This is a genomic window from Nocardia sp. XZ_19_369, from assembly GCF_015355715.1.
GTDB lineage: Bacteria > Actinomycetota > Actinomycetes > Mycobacteriales > Mycobacteriaceae > Nocardia.
In genome coordinates this window covers 243,834-258,271 of sequence record NZ_JACVED010000004.1, presented here as the reverse complement: position 1 = coordinate 258,271, position 14,438 = coordinate 243,834, and the positions used below count along the sequence as shown (strand labels likewise).

Here is a 14,438-nt window from a genome sequence, read left to right as displayed (position 1 = left end):
CGAACTTGTCAATGACTAGATTCTCGGGCACCATCGAGGCATGGCGAAAAGCGGCTATCACCACGGCGATCTGCGGGCCACCATCCTGGCCGCGGCCGCCGACCAGATCGCGAGCGACGGGGTCGACGCGGTGTCCCTGCGCGAACTGGCCCGCCGGGCCGGCGTCTCGCACGCGGCGCCCGCACACCATTTCGGCGATCGCGCGGGGGTGCTGACCGCGCTGGCCATCGAGGGATTCGAACTGCTCGCCGCCGAGCTGACGCAGGCCGGTGCCGACTTCCGCGAGGTCGCCGTCGCCTACATCCGTTTCGCGCGCGAGCACCCCGGACATTTCGACGTGATGTTCCGGCACAGCCTGCTGCGTGCCGACGATCCGCGGCTGGCCGAGGCGCGCACGAAGTCCGCTGCGGCGCTGCGCTCCGGCGTGTCCGCCATCCACCCCGGCAACGTCGAGCAGCAGCAGGCCACCCAGCTGGCCGCCTGGTCACTGGTGCACGGTTTCGCCGCACTGTGGCGCGAAGGGGCGCTGGATAATTCGAGCCTCGCCGACGAGGCCGACCCCGAACTGCTGGCGCGCCGTATGCTCGCCACCGTGCACTTCGACCAACCGGCAAACTCTGCCGTCCGATAGCAAATCCCGGACAACGCGAGCAGCCGCCGCGCGTGTACGGCACAGTGGGGCACCAGGATTGCGGAAAGGAGTTGGCGCCACCGCCGGTGGCCGCCGTCGACACCATGGACATCCATGCTTACCCGACCGAGTGCACCACCCCGGTGACCCTCGCCGAGGCCGAACGCCTCGCCGAGCGCTACCTGTCCTTCGACGACGACGCCGGTCGCGGGATCACCAACCGGATCACCGAATTCGACAGCTGCTTCGTCGTCGTCGCCATCTTCACGGCCCCGCCGCCCACCGAAAACCGCACTCCGCCAAGCCCGCTGCCGATCGGCGGCACGGTGAGCACCATCGACAAGGCCAGCGGCGCCATCACCCTCTGGCCGACCTACCCGCCCGACGTGGTCGCCGAACACCACGCTGCGGCAGTGCGCGCCGGCCGCCTGATCATCGAGGAAAACTGGCCTGAGAGCGGCTGATCAGGCCAGCGCGGCGGTGATGCGCCTGCGGTCGTCCTCGGTCGACGGCAACTGGACGACCAGGAGCAGGTCCGGGTTCTCGACCAGCCTGAGCTGGAAGAGCTCGAGGTCGAGGGCACCCGCCGTAGGGTGGTCGATGCCGATGGTGGCGGCGCGGAATTCCTGGACCGGGTACTCCGACCACCAGGTGCGGAATTCGACGCTCACCTCGTTCAGTACCGCGACCAGCGCGGCCAGCCGCTCGTCGTCGGGGCGACGGCCGACCACGGCGCGGAACTGGCTCAGCACCGCGCGGGCGGCGGGCTCCCAGCGGCGCATGGCTTTTCGGTTGACCTCGTCGGTGAACATCATCCACACCATGTTGCGGCGTTCGGGCGCGAGCTCGGCCGGGTCGATCCGGATGCGCGCGTAGGCGTCGTTCCAGACCACGAAATCGAAACGGCCATCATGGATTCCGGCCGGGCTCGGCATCATCGAGTCGACCAGTCGTTGCAGGCGGGCCCGCTCCTCGCCCGGCTGCGGTGCCGCGACCGGATCGGCAAGCCCGGCCAGCCTGCGCAGGTGCCGGTGCTGACCGGTATCGAGGCGCAGGGCACGGGCGAGCGCGTCGACCACCTGCGGGCTGGCCGCGATCTTGCGGCCCTGTTCGAGCCAGGTGTACCAGGTGAGGCTGACGCCGGCGAGTTCGGCGACTTCCTCGCGGCGCAGACCGGGGGTGCGCCGCCTGCCCGGCTCCATATCGGGTGGCAGTCCGACGTCGGCGGGCTGCACCCGGGAGCGCCGTGCGCGCAGGAATGCCGCGAGTTCGGCGCGGTGGTTTTCGGTCATCGAATTCCCTTTGTGGGTAGCAGTATTGGTAACAGGACCAGACCGCCGCCCGTCTCTAACGTCTTACTCAACAGGAGAACACCCCGAAGGAGTTTGACATGAACAGCAACAAAGGACCGGTCCTGGTTATCGGCGCCACCGGACAGCAGGGTCGGGCGACCACCGCGCAACTGCTCGAACGTGGCTGGGAAGTGCACGCTTTCGTTCGCGATCTCGACGCACCCGCGGCCCGCGCACTGCGTGCCTCCGGCGCCAATCTGATCGAAGGCGACCTGGACGATGTGGATTCCGTGCGAGCGGCCATGGACGGCGCATACGGCGTCTTCATGATGTTGACGATGATGACCGGCGTGCACATCACCAGCGCGGGCATCGAAGCGGAGCAACGCCGCGGCAAAGCGGTGGCCGACCTCGCGAAAGCGTCCGGTATCGAGCATCTGGTGTACAGCTCGCTCAAAGGCGCGGACGAGAACTCGGGCGTCGAATATTACGCGGCCAAGACGGCCATCGAGGCGCACATCGCCTCGCTCGACCTGCCCGCCACCGTGTTGCGCCCGGTCTTCTTCATGGACAATTTCAACGCTTTCAATCGACCCATTGTCGACGAAAACGGTGCACTGGTCCTGAATCTCGCGGTCCGCGCCGATATCCCGCTCTCGCTCATCTCGGTACACGACATCGGTGCCTTCGCCGCCCTCGCGTTCGACCGCCCCGCCGACTACCGCGGCCGCGCCGTCCCCCTCGCGGGCGACCGCCTCACCCCACCCCAGATCGCCGAGACCTTCGGCCGCGTCGCAGGCCTGCCTGCCCGCAGCAACCAGGTGCCGATCGAGCAGGTCCGCGCCTTCGACGAGCAGGTGGCAAAGATGTTCGCCTACTTCAACGACGGCCCCGACGAACCCATCGACACCGCCGCCCTCCGCAAGGACCACCCGGCCCTGCAGACCCTCGAATCCTGGCTGCACACCACCAACTGGAAGCCGTGACCCGCGACACCGTGCGTCACATTCGGTCGACCCGATCCGTCCTATCAGTACACAAGCTGTTGCGGCACTGGGAGGGCGGCTCTGGGTCCGGACGAGAGGGGAACGATCATGGTTGGGACGATTCTGGTTACCGGAGGTACCGGCACGTTGGGGCGGCAGGTGGTTCCGCTGCTGGTGGGGGCGGGAGCGAAGGTGCGGCTGTTGAGCCGTAAGGCGCACGAGTCGGCGGCTGGCGTCGAGTATGTGGTGGGTGATCTGTTGCAGGGGGATGGGGTGGCGGCGGCGGTCGCGGGGGCCGAGGTGGTGCTGCATCTCGCGGGCGGGCCGAAGGGTGACGACGTGGCGACCGGGCACCTGACGGAAGCGGCGGCGCGGGCGGGGGTCCGGCACCTCGTGTTCATCTCGGTGATCGCGGCGCACAAGATCCCGCTCGGCTATTACAAGACCAAGACGGCTGCGGAGCAGATCGTCGCCACGTCCGGGGTGCCGTGGACGACCCTGCGCGCCGCGCAGTTTCACGACCTGGCCTTGACCGCGGTGCGCATGCTGGCCAAACTCCCGGTGGTGCCGGTCCCCCGCGGGGTGCGATCGCAGCCCGTCGATGCGCGCGATGTCGCAGCGCGGCTGGTGGAGTTGGCATTGGCCGAACCTGCCGGGCTGGTGCCGGATCTGGCCGGGCCCACGGTGTACGAGCTGGCCGAGGTGCTGCGCGACTATCTGCGGGCGAGCGGCAAACGACGGCTGCTGCTGCCGGTGCGGTGGCCGGGAAAGACCGGCAAGCTGTACCGCGCCGGGGCGAATCTGACCTTCGACGGCACCCAGCTCGGTCAACGGACGTGGGAACAGTTTCTGGCCGAACAGGTGGGCTGACCATCACCGAAGCCGCTGCGGCCCAACCTCACCCGTAGGGATGAGAACGGTATCAGCCTGGAGAGTGAGGCGACGAAGCTCGCGGGCAGACCAGACTGAGCGCTTGTGAGGCTTACCAGTGCGGCGAACCGGACCGCGGGTGCCGTCGACGACGCGACCCGGGGCGTCATCGAACGGTTCGAGCGATTCCCGCCCCGCGCGGTCGATGCCGTGCTGACCGTGGTGATCACCGTGGCCAGCGTCGGACCGGCGGTGCTCGCGCGGCAGCCATGGTGGGTGATCGTGCTGTCGGCGGTCGCGTCCGTGCCGGTGTGGTGGCGGCGGCGGGCACCGGTTGCGGTATTTCTGGTGGTCGGGCCGGCGATCACCGTGCTCGCCTGTCTGCACGCCATGCCCGCCCTGCCCTACGGCACCGTCGTCTGCGCGTACACCATTGCCGCGTACAGCCCGCCGACGCGGCGGCGCGGGGCCTTCGTGGCCGGCGCGTTCGGCATCCTGTTCTCCCTCGCCATCCCGCACGCGAGCCCGGACTCCTACGGCCACGCCGCGATGTCGTTCCTCACCGCTTGGACACTCGGCACCGGAGTTCGCGCCAGGCGCGCCCAGATCGCCATGCTCGAGGAACGCGCCCGCCGGCTCGAGGAAGAACGACTCGCGGCGCTGGCTCGAGAGCGCCTGCGGATCGCCAGGGACATGCACGACATCGTCACGCACTCGGTGGGTTCGATGATCGTGCAGGCCGAGACCGGCCCTCTGTTCACCGCCAACGACCGCGAACGGGCGGACGCCACGTTCGCGAGTATCGCGGAGACCGGCCGCGGTGCGGTGCAACAACTTCGGCGCACCCTCGGCACCCTGCGCGGCGAAACCGCCTATCCACCACAGCAGCCCGGCATCGAGGCGATTCCCGACCTGGTCGAGCAGTCACGGCGCGGCGGACTGATCGCGGCGCTGGACGAGGACGGGGCACGGAGGGCAGTGTCCGATGACGTCGCGGTCACCGCATACCGCGTGGTGCAGGAAGCATTGACCAACACCATGAAGCATGCGCGCGCGAGCTGCGTGCGGGTCTCGTTGCGCTGGTCGGATCAGCTGCTGACAGTGCGGGTCTCCGATGACGGCATCGCCCGGATTCGTCCGAAATCGACCGGCTACGGCCTGCTCGGCATGCGCGAGCGCGTCACCGGTAACGGCGGAACTCTCTGGCACGGCCACTCCGACAACGGGTTCCACGTCTGCGCAGAACTCCCGCTGGGACAGCGCAGTTGAGCGTGCGCGTGCTGGTGGTCGACGACCAGGACCTGTTCCGGGCCGGCTTCGGCCTGATCCTCGACGCGCAACCGGACCTCACCGTGGTCGGCGAGGCCGCCGACGGACTGGAGGCCATCGAGAAAACCCACGCCCTGACCCCCGACGTGGTGGTCATGGACGTCAGAATGCCGCGCCTGGACGGCGTGGCCGCTACCCACCGGATCTGTGCCGAGACCTCAGCGAAAGTGTTGGTGCTCACCATGTTCGATGTCGACGAGTATGTCTACGATGCGCTGCGGGCCGGGGCCAGCGGGTTCCTGCTCAAAGATGTTCGCCGCGACGAGCTGGCCGCCGCGGTGCGCGTCGTCGCCGCGGGTGAGGCTCTGCTGGCGCCGACCGTGACCAGGCGCTTGATCGCCGAACTCACCGAGCGCGGGCGCCCACGGCCCGAATTGGCTTGCCGTCTGGGCGAACTGACCGAGCGGGAGCGAGATACGTTGCGCCAGCTCGCCCGTGGCCTCTCGAATGCCGAGGTCGCCGCGGCGCTGACGGTCAGCGAGCACACGGTGAAAACCCACGTCAGCTCCGTGCTGTCGAAACTCGGTCTGCGTGATCGGGTGCAGGCGGTGGTGTTCGCCTACGAAGCGGGACTGGTCAAGCCGGGGGCCGCCGCGGCGACCGGGTGACCCACCGGCCGCGAGAGACCGAACTCGGCCGTCGGCAGCGCGAAGAGGGCGATCGACGACTGGAACGTGCGCGAGGTGTTCACCGAGCCAACGCCGGCGATTTTCGGTCCGTTATCAATTCGTGACCATCCTCACAACTACCCCCTCCTCCGCAGGTCGCAGCACTCGTAAGAGGTGGGCACACCGGGATGCCCTGTTTGCGTCGGATCAAACGTGGGTATCGGTCTATTTCGTGCCCAGTCTCTGGTGTCAGGACCCGGAGGCGGGCCGAAACGAGGTCCGTTCAACGGACTGGAGAGGACGCGCACGTGAGTGATGGGGACCCGGGGAGTTTTCCACTACGGCGATCGGTCGCCGCTTCCGCAATGGGCAATGCCACCGAATGGTTCGACTACGGCGTGTATGCCGCGACGGCCACCTACCTGACCGACGCTTTCTTCCCGGGCGACCTGGGCACGCTCGGCACCATGCTCGGCTTCGCCATCTCGTTCCTGCTGCGCCCGCTCGGCGGCATGGTGTGGGGTCCGCTCGGCGACCGGATCGGCCGAAAAGCGGTGCTGGCCACCACGATTCTGTTGATGGCCGCCGCCACCGGCGCCATCGGGCTGCTACCGACACATTCTCAAGTCGGCGTTCTCGCGCCGATCCTGCTGATCGCGCTGCGCGTCGTGCAGGGTTTCTCCACCGGCGGTGAATACGGCGGTGCCGCAACGTATCTGGCCGAATGCGCCAGTGACAAGAAGCGCGGCTTCCTCGGCAGTTTCCTCGAATTCGGCACGCTCGCAGGCTTCGTCGGCGGGTCGGCGACGGTGCTCACCTGCCAGCTCGCGTTCGGCTCGGCCGCGATGCACGACTGGGGGTGGCGCATCCCGTTCCTGCTCGCCGTGCCACTCGGCCTGGTCGGCTGGTATCTGCGGTCGAAACTCGACGAGAGCCCGGTGTTCACCGAAGTCGCCGCGGAGGAGAACCAGCCGCCCGGCGGCCTGCGCGGCCTGCGCGAGTTGGTCACCACCTACCGGCGCGAGCTGCTCACGCTGGCCGGTCTGGTCGTCGCGCTCAACGTCGTGAACTACACGCTGCTCACCTATCAGCCGACCTACCTGCAGAAAACCATCGGCATGGGCGAGTCCGACACCACCGCGATGATGCTGATCGGCCAGACGGTGATGATGCTGGTGCTGCCGTTCTTCGGCCGGCTGTCCGACCGGGTCGGCCGCCGGCCGATGTGGCTGTTCTCGCTGGTCGGCCTGGCCGCACTGGCCGTCCCGATGTATTGGCTGATGGGTCAGGGCACCGTGTGGGCCATCACCGGGTTCGTGGTGCTCGGCCTGCTGTACGTACCGCAGCTGGCGACCATCAGCTCCACCTTCCCGGCGATCTTCCCGACCCACGTCCGCTACGCCGGTTTCGCGCTGGCCTACAACCTCTCCACCGCCGCCTTCGGTGGCACCGCCCCGCTGGTCAACGAGGCCGTCATCGAGGGGACCGGCTGGTCGCTGTTCCCGGCCGTCTACATGGTCGGCGCGAGCCTCGTCGGCCTGGTCGCCTGGTGCTTCCTGCGGGAGACCGCAGGCACCTCCCTGCGCGGCACCGAGGTTCCCGACGCGGGCGACGACATCACCCTCGGCTCGCTGGTCCCCGCGAAGGCAGCCATAGCTCCGTAGTTCGACGCGTAACGGGACATGACCGGGCAGCCGTTCGGTCATGTCCCGTTCACTGTCAATGATTTCGGTTGCGGGGTTTAATTATCCGCGATTGGGGAACAAGCGCATCCGCTGTTATGGCAAGCATCGCACCAATTGGAATTACCGTTATGTGGGCTGGTGCGCGCAAGCGAAAGTGACTTGCCTACGGTACCGACGTCCTGCTCATTTCGAAGGATCACCACTAACGTGTTGAACGTTTGATCAGCATGTACCACTTCGAAACGAGAAGGGGCTACACATATGATTTGCAAGATCGGAGCCGCGGCCGCAGGGCTGACCGCGACACTATTGCTAGCCGGTGCCGCCGGGGCGAATACATTCCAGACCGATGATTCGGTCGGCGGATTCACCTGGGTGAGCCAGACCGCACCCGAGAAGTGCCCAGAGAACAGTACCGAAGACCCGGCCAAGAAGAAAAAGAAGCCGGGCGAACCCAGCACCAGCGAGACCGACCCGAGCGGTGCAGAGAGTGACAGCGGGGCCGGCAACGGGGCCGGCAGCGACAACGGCACCAGCGACGAGAGCGGTACCCAGCCGGGTGGCGCGCCGGCCGGCTTGCCCAGCTCCGGCAGCGCCGGCCTGCCCGCCAAAGACGACGAAGCGCCGGCAGAGTCGACCGAGCCGGCAGAGAAGTGCCCGAGCACCGGCACTGATCAAGACGCAGGCAACGGCGGCACCAGCCCAGGCGCAGGTACCGGTACCAGCCCGGGCGCAGGTACCGGCACCAGTCCAGGCGCAGGCGGTGCCCCCGGCGCGGGCGAAGGCACCGGCACCGGCACCGGCACGGGCACGGGCACGGGCACGGGCACGGGCACGGACGAAGGGACCGGCACGGGTACCGGCGCAGGCACCGGCACGACTCCAGGCGCAGGCACCGGCACAGTGGGCTGAGAACAGCCCTGAACCTGTCAATTTCGCATTATTCGCGGAGACTCACTGCGGTGCAGTCTTGCGACTGAGCAGTCGATCGGCTCGCCCGCGGCGTCCATCCCAATTCGCGTAACCACCTTTCCGCACTAGGGGTTGGATGTCACAGCAAACCGCACTGTTCGGCGTCGCCGCCGCGCTTCGGCGCGGCGGCGACGCGCACGGGCTTCGGCTCCGCTATCCGACGCGTCGAGCCGATCGGCATTCCGAGCCGTAACCGCCCGACAATTCGACATTTCTCCCGCAAGACGAGGGGCGCCAGGCCGCGCCGAAACCGACCCGATTCCCGACTTCGATCTCATTTCATACCGACCAGTTTTGCTGATTGTGATCTGAGCCACTAGTGTGTTGAACGTTTGATCAGCATGTACGCATGTACCACTTCAACACGAGAAGGGGCTACACACATGAATCGGATCATCGCAGCCGCGGCCGCCGCAGGAGCGACCGCAACACTGCTCTTCACCGGGGTCGCTGGTGCCAGTGCATTCCAGCCCGCCCCGGCTAACCCGGCGGTACCGGCTAACCCGGCGGTACCGGCTAACCCGGCGGTACCGGCTAACCCGGCGGTACCGGCTAACCCAGCGGTACCGGCTAACCCAGCGGTTCCTGCCAACCCAGCCGTACCCGCCAACCCAGCGGTACCCGCCAACCCAGCGGTACCGGCCGACCCGGCCGCACCCGCACCCGGCACACCGCAGATACCTCAGGTCCCTAACACACCGCAGATACCTCAGGTCCCGAACGTGCCGCAGCTGCCTCAGCTCCCAAGCGTTCCGCAGATCCCAGGCGTTCCGCAGCTGCCCGGGCTTCCGAGCTTCCGCTAGCCCTCGCTAGGCCTGGTGCAATTTCGAGTCGAACAGCCGATCGGTCCGCCGACGCATTTCTCGACATTCCGTGCCACCCCGGCGGTGGAATGGTTGTCCGATGCCGAAGCGAAACCCGAACTGTTCGTCGTCGTCGCCGAGCCTCGTACTCGGCGACGACGACCACCAGGCACAAAGTCCGACGGCGGAATACGTGAGCCCCAGCAGGGGCCGATCCCGATAACTACGGTGTCGAAGGGCTTGCTCGCGGTCATGCGCGCCCAGCGCGTCGAATATTCGAACTACCTGGACCACTTCGAGATAAGAAGGGGCTCTACATGAAACGCACGATCGGAACCGCGGCCATCGCAGGCCTGACCACGACACTGTTGTTCGCCGGCATTGCCGGAGCCAATGCCTCCCAGCCGCCTGCACCGGCCGCGCCCGCAGCACCTGCGCCCGCAGCGCCAGCCGCACCAGCACCCGCAGCGCCCGCCGCGCCCGGACCTGCAGCGCCAGCCGCACCAGCAGCGCCAGCACCCGGGGCGCCCGCACCCGCCGCACCAGCAGCGCCCGCCGCACCTGTCGCTCCAGCACCTGCCGCGCCAGCCGCACCAGCAGCACCCGAACCGGGCGCACCTTCCGCTCCCGCGCCGGGCACGGGCAACCAAGGCGGCCAGTCAGCACCGAACGCGGCGGAAGCCCCGAACGAAACACCTCCGGCCGCTGCAGGCACCGATGGCAACGCAGCCGACCCGGGCGCCGGCGCACAGACCCCTAACGTCGGCCTAGCGGAGAAAGTGGACAGGCTGACACATAGCTTGGGCCTGCTCGACTATCTGCTGCAGCCACCGCCGCCGCCGGCCGCGCCTCCTGCGCCTCCCGCGGCTCAGTAGTACCCGATGGTCGGTCGTCGCCGAGCCCGGTGCTCGGCGACGACCATGCCACCCGCTACTACAGCGGTGTCACATAGGCACCGGAGATCCCACCGTCCACCAGGAACTGGGATGCCGTGATGAACGAAGCATCGTCGCTGGCGAGAAACGCTACGGCGGCGGCGATTTCCTCAGGTTCGGCGAAGCGCCCCGTCGGGATGTGCACCAGGCGACGAGCGGCCCGCTCCGGATCCTTGGCGAACAACTCTTGCAGCAACGGCGTATTGACCGGCCCGGGGCACAGCGCGTTGACCCGGATCCCGTTGCGAGCGAACTGAACTCCGAGTTCGCGGCTCATCGCGAGCACGCCACCTTTGGAGGCGGTGTAGGAGATCTGCGAGGTCGCCGCCCCCATCACCGCGACGAACGAGGCGGTGTTGATGACCGACCCCTTGCCCCGTTCCAGCATGTGCCCGATGGCGTATTTGCTGCACAGGTAGACCGAGGTGAGATTGACCTCCTGCACCCGGCGCCAGGCGTCGAGACCGGTGGTCAGGATCGAATCGTCTTCCGGCGGTGAGATTCCCGCGTTATTGAAGGCGATGTCGAGTCCGCCGTAGGTGTCGACGGCGGTCTGGAACATGGCTTCGACCTGTGCCTCGTCGGTCACGTCGACCTTCACGTACAAGCCGGCGACCTCGGCGGCCGCCGCCGCACCGGTGCCTGCGTCGATGTCGGCGACGACGACCTTCGCGCCCTCGGCCGCGAAGCGACGGACCGTGGCGAGGCCGATGCCGCTCCCGCCGCCGGTGACAACGGCGACTCGATCCTGTAAGCGCTGCAAGGCATCTCCTGTCGGGGTAGGAAAAAGGTTCACTGGGTGGCGATGAAGACGTTCTTGGTCTCGGTGAACGCGAGTGCGGCATCAGGACCGAGTTCGCGCCCGAGGCCGGATTGCTTGAATCCGCCGAACGGGGTCCAATACCGCACGGAGGAGTGCGAATTCACCGACAGGTTCCCGGCCTCGACGGCGCGCGACACCCGCAGCGCCCGGCCGACGTCGTTGGTCCAGATGGAGCCGGACAACCCGTACTCGGTGTCGTTGGCGATCCGGATGGCGTCGGCCTCGTCCTCGAACGGGAGCACCGCGACCACCGGGCCGAACACCTCCTCGGTGAGCACTCGGTCGGTGGGCGCGTCCGGCAGCACAACCGTTGGCGGATACCAGAATCCGGGCCCGTCGGGGCGCGCACCGGTGAACACGACCTTCGTCGACGGCTCGATATAGGCGGCCACACGGTCGCGATGTGCAGCGGAGATCAGCGGCCCCATCTCGGTGGACTCCTGTGTCGGATCGCCCACCCGCACCCCGCGCACCGCAGGCTCGAGCAACTCCAAGAACTTGTCGAAAACATTGCGTTGCACGAGGATTCGCGACCGCGCACAGCAATCCTGACCGGCATTGTCGAACACCCCGTACGGCGCGGTGGCCGCCGCCCGGGCCAGATCGGCGTCGGCGAACACGATATTCGCGCTCTTGCCGCCGAGCTCCAGCGTCACCCGCTTCACCTGCTGCGCGCAGCCCGCCATGATCTGGGTGCCCACCTCGGTCGAGCCGGTGAACACCACCTTGCGCACCGCGGGATGGGTCACGAACCGCTGTCCGACCACGGACCCCTTGCCCGGCAGCACCTGGAAGACGTGCTCCGGCAGGCCCGCCTCGAGCGCGAGCTCGCCCAGCCGGATCGCGGTCAGCGGCGTCAGCTCGGCGGGCTTGAGCACCACCGTGTTCCCCGCTGCCAGTGCTGGCGCGAAACCCCACGCCGCGATCGGCATCGGGAAGTTCCACGGCACGATCACCCCGACCACGCCGAGCGGTTCGTGGAAGGTGATGTCCACCCCGCCCGCGACCGGAATCTGGTTGCCCAGCAACCGTTCCGGCATGCCCGCCGCGTAATGCAGCACGTCGCGGACGTTGCCCGCCTCCCAGCGCGCATTGCCGATGGTGTGCCCGGAGTTGCTGACCTCCAGTTGGGCCAGCCGTTCCAGATCCGCGTCGACGGCCTCGGCGAACCGGCGCAGCAGCCGGGCCCGATCGCCCGGCGCCACCGCACGCCAGGTGAGCGCGGCCCGCTGGGCCCGCTCGATCGCCGCGTCGGTCTCGGCCACGCCGACCAGCTCGACCGTCGCCACGACCTGCTCGGTCGCCGGGTTCACCACCTGCGCTGTCGTCACGAAATCCGCTCCCTTCGATAGTCTTCGGCCGCCGCGACCAGCGCCCCGATCAACCGGCGGTCGACCGCATCCACCTCCGGATGCCATTGCACACCGACCAAAAACGGTCCGTCCGCCGTCTCCGCCGCCTCGATCGTGCCGTCCGTCGCGTGCGCGGTGGCCACCAATTCCGTGGCGAGCACGTCGATCGCCTGGTGATGATGGCAGTTGGCCTTCACCTGTGGCCCCGCGATCGCCGCGACCTTGCTCCCGGCCACGGTCACCACCTCGGTGACGGTGAAGCCGCCGACGGTGCCCGAGTGCTCGGCATGCCCGACCACATCCGGCAGATGCTGGACCAGCGTGCCGCCCAACGCCACGTTCACGACCTGCATGCCCCGGCACACCGCCAGCACCGGTAACCGTGCCGCCCGCGCCAGCGCGACCAGCTCGAATTCGGACTCGTCACGGTCCGGCCGGGTGTAGGTGAGGGCGTGCTCGCGCGCACCGTAGCGGGCGGGCGCCACGTCGGCCCCGCCGGTCAGCACCAGTCCGTCGAGGCGCGCCACCAGTTCGGGGCGGGCCACTCCGGCCGGCGGCAGCAGCACCGGAATACCACCCGCCGCTACGACCATCTGGACGTAACTGGCAGGCAGCACGACACTGTCGACATGCCACGAGCCGAACCGCGCGGGCTCCGCATAGGTCGGCAGGCCGATCACGGGCCGCGGCCCGCCGTCTTTCACAACTCCGGTGCGCAGACCCTCAGAGTCGTTCGAATCCACGAATTCGCTCCCAGTCGGTGACGGCGGCGTCGAAGGCGTCCAGCTCGACCTGCGCCGCATTGCGGTAGTGCTCCACTACATCATCACCGAACGCGGCTCGCGCCACCTTGCTGTCCCCGAAGAGCTGCGCGGCCTCGCGCAGCGTGCGCGGCACCCGCGGCCGCTGCGAACGATAGGCATTGCCGGTGAACTCCGGCTCCAATGGCAGCCGATGTTCGATACCGTGCAGCCCGGCCGCGATGGCGGCGGCCACCGCGAGATAGGGGTTCACATCGCCGCCGGGCACCCGATTCTCCACCCGCAGCGACGGCCCGTGCCCGACCACGCGTAGCGCACAGGTCCGGTTGTCGCGGCCCCAGGCGACCGCCGTCGGCGCGAAGCTGCCCGGCACGAAACGCTTGTAGGAGTTGATGTTCGGCGCGAGCAGGTAGGTGAACTCACGCAAGCAGTCCAGCTGACCCGCGACGAAATGCCGCATGAGTGCGGAGAATCCGTGCGCCTCGTCGCCCGCGAGCACGGCCTCGCCGGACTCACCGCGCAGGCTGATATGGATATGGCACGAGTTACCCTCGCGCTCATTGTATTTCGCCATGAAGGAGAGGCTGCGCCCCTCCTGGGCGGCGATCTCCTTCGCGCCGGTCTTGTAGATGCTGTGGTTGTCGCAGGTCGCCAGCGCCTCGTCGAAGCGGAAGGTGATCTCGTGCTGGCCGGGGTTGCACTCCCCCTTCGCCGACTCGACATACATTCCCGCGCCTGTCATTTCGGTGCGGATGCGGCGCAGCAGCGGCTCGATGCGCGCGGTACCGAGCAGCGAGTAGTCGACGTTGTACTGGTTGGCCGGGCGCAGGTCGCGGTAGCCGGCCGACCATGCCGCCTCGTAAGTGTCGTCGAACACCAGGAATTCGAGTTCGGTCCCGACGTAGGCGCGCAGCCCGTGCCCGGCGAGCCGGTCCAATTGGGCGCGCAGCACCTGCCGCGGCGACACCCCGACGGGCTCCTCCGCCGGCTCCACCTTCTCCACGTCGCACAGCACCAGCGCGGTGCCCGGCCACCACGGCACCAGCCGCAGCGTGTTCAGGTCCGGACGCAGCACGAAGTCCCCGTACCCGGTGTCCCAGGACGACATCGCGTAGCCGTCGACCGTCGTCATGTCCACGTCGACGGCGAGCAGATAGTTACACGCCTCGGTCGCGTGCTGTACCACCTCGTCCAGGAAATACTGTGCCGCGCAACGCTTTCCCTGCAATCTGCCCTGCATGTCGGTCATCGCGACCAGCACCGTGTCGATCTCCCCGACCGCAACCAGCTCGCGCAACCGCGCCAGACTCAACATCCCGAAACGCATCCACAGCCCCTCTCGGCACCAACCGTGCCCACGCTAGAGCAAAAGACGAGCATTCGTGATCGGA

At 68.0% G+C, this 14,438-nt stretch carries 14 protein-coding genes; 8 read left to right on the top strand and 6 right to left on the bottom strand.

What is annotated here, in order from left to right; translation table 11 throughout:
- The first annotated feature begins 40 nt into the window (after window positions 1-40).
- Together IBX18_RS16535 and IBX18_RS16530 are read left to right on the top strand one after the other, a co-directional pair.
- Complete coding sequence (locus IBX18_RS16535) at window positions 41-631, top strand: TetR/AcrR family transcriptional regulator (RefSeq protein ID WP_194834538.1); 591 nt, start codon at window positions 41-43, stop codon at window positions 629-631.
- 32 nt (window positions 632-663) lie between these two features.
- On the top strand, window positions 664-1,095 hold the full coding sequence (locus IBX18_RS16530) for a hypothetical protein (RefSeq protein ID WP_194834537.1): 432 nt from the start codon (window positions 664-666) through the stop codon (window positions 1,093-1,095).
- Here the strand turns inward: IBX18_RS16530 and IBX18_RS16525 are convergent, their stop codons facing one another.
- Window positions 1,096-1,923 (bottom strand): helix-turn-helix transcriptional regulator, encoded by an 828-nt coding sequence (locus tag IBX18_RS16525; protein WP_194834536.1) that lies wholly within the window; start codon window positions 1,921-1,923, stop codon window positions 1,096-1,098. It abuts the gene before it with no gap.
- A gap of 98 nt (window positions 1,924-2,021) precedes the next feature.
- Between IBX18_RS16525 and IBX18_RS16520 the strand changes: the two genes are divergently transcribed.
- The 6 genes from IBX18_RS16520 (at window position 2,022) to IBX18_RS16495 (ending at window position 8,313) form a co-directional block, all read left to right on the top strand.
- Window positions 2,022-2,909 (top strand): NmrA/HSCARG family protein, encoded by an 888-nt coding sequence (locus IBX18_RS16520; protein ID WP_194834535.1) that lies wholly within the window; start codon window positions 2,022-2,024, stop codon window positions 2,907-2,909.
- 108 nt (window positions 2,910-3,017) lie between these two features.
- On the top strand, window positions 3,018-3,779 hold the full coding sequence (locus IBX18_RS16515) for an SDR family oxidoreductase (RefSeq protein ID WP_194834534.1): 762 nt from the start codon (window positions 3,018-3,020) through the stop codon (window positions 3,777-3,779).
- A 105-nt stretch (window positions 3,780-3,884) separates the two neighbouring features.
- On the top strand, window positions 3,885-5,048 hold the full coding sequence (locus tag IBX18_RS43120; RefSeq protein WP_194834533.1) for a sensor histidine kinase: 1,164 nt from the start codon (window positions 3,885-3,887) through the stop codon (window positions 5,046-5,048).
- Window positions 5,045-5,716: a response regulator transcription factor gene (locus IBX18_RS16505; protein ID WP_194834532.1), complete on the top strand. Its 672-nt coding sequence runs from the start codon at window positions 5,045-5,047 to the stop codon at window positions 5,714-5,716. Before IBX18_RS43120 ends, IBX18_RS16505 begins: the two co-directional genes overlap by 4 nt.
- A gap of 365 nt (window positions 5,717-6,081) precedes the next feature.
- Entirely contained in the window at window positions 6,082-7,380 is a 1,299-nt protein-coding gene (locus IBX18_RS16500; RefSeq protein ID WP_194834917.1) for an MFS transporter, read from the top strand.
- 282 nt (window positions 7,381-7,662) lie between these two features.
- The gene (locus IBX18_RS16495) at window positions 7,663-8,313 is read left to right on the top strand and encodes a hypothetical protein (protein WP_194834531.1); all 651 of its coding nucleotides are present in this window, start codon (window positions 7,663-7,665) and stop codon (window positions 8,311-8,313) included.
- A gap of 869 nt (window positions 8,314-9,182) precedes the next feature.
- Here IBX18_RS16495 and IBX18_RS43115 read toward each other — a convergent pair.
- The 5 genes from IBX18_RS43115 to IBX18_RS16465 all read right to left on the bottom strand — a co-directional run bounded on the left by IBX18_RS43115 (window position 9,183) and on the right by IBX18_RS16465 (window position 14,374).
- The gene (locus IBX18_RS43115; protein WP_194834530.1) at window positions 9,183-9,779 is read right to left on the bottom strand and encodes a hypothetical protein; all 597 of its coding nucleotides are present in this window, start codon (window positions 9,777-9,779) and stop codon (window positions 9,183-9,185) included.
- A gap of 330 nt (window positions 9,780-10,109) precedes the next feature.
- Window positions 10,110-10,907 carry a 3-oxoacyl-ACP reductase gene (locus tag IBX18_RS16480; protein ID WP_373889194.1) on the bottom strand — a complete coding sequence of 266 codons (798 nt, stop codon included), beginning with the start codon at window positions 10,905-10,907 and terminating at the stop codon, window positions 10,110-10,112.
- A complete protein-coding gene (locus IBX18_RS16475; RefSeq protein ID WP_194834528.1) occupies window positions 10,904-12,265 on the bottom strand; it encodes an aldehyde dehydrogenase in 1,362 nt (453 codons plus the stop codon). Before IBX18_RS16475 ends, IBX18_RS16480 begins: the two co-directional genes overlap by 4 nt.
- Window positions 12,262-13,029 carry a gamma-glutamyl-gamma-aminobutyrate hydrolase family protein gene (locus IBX18_RS16470; RefSeq protein WP_306796287.1) on the bottom strand — a complete coding sequence of 256 codons (768 nt, stop codon included), beginning with the start codon at window positions 13,027-13,029 and terminating at the stop codon, window positions 12,262-12,264. The genes IBX18_RS16475 and IBX18_RS16470 overlap by 4 nt, the downstream gene beginning before the upstream one ends.
- Window positions 13,010-14,374, bottom strand: a complete 1,365-nt coding sequence (locus tag IBX18_RS16465) for a glutamine synthetase family protein (protein ID WP_194834526.1) — start codon at window positions 14,372-14,374, stop codon at window positions 13,010-13,012. Before IBX18_RS16465 ends, IBX18_RS16470 begins: the two co-directional genes overlap by 20 nt.
- Between the last annotated feature and the right edge of the window lie 64 nt (window positions 14,375-14,438).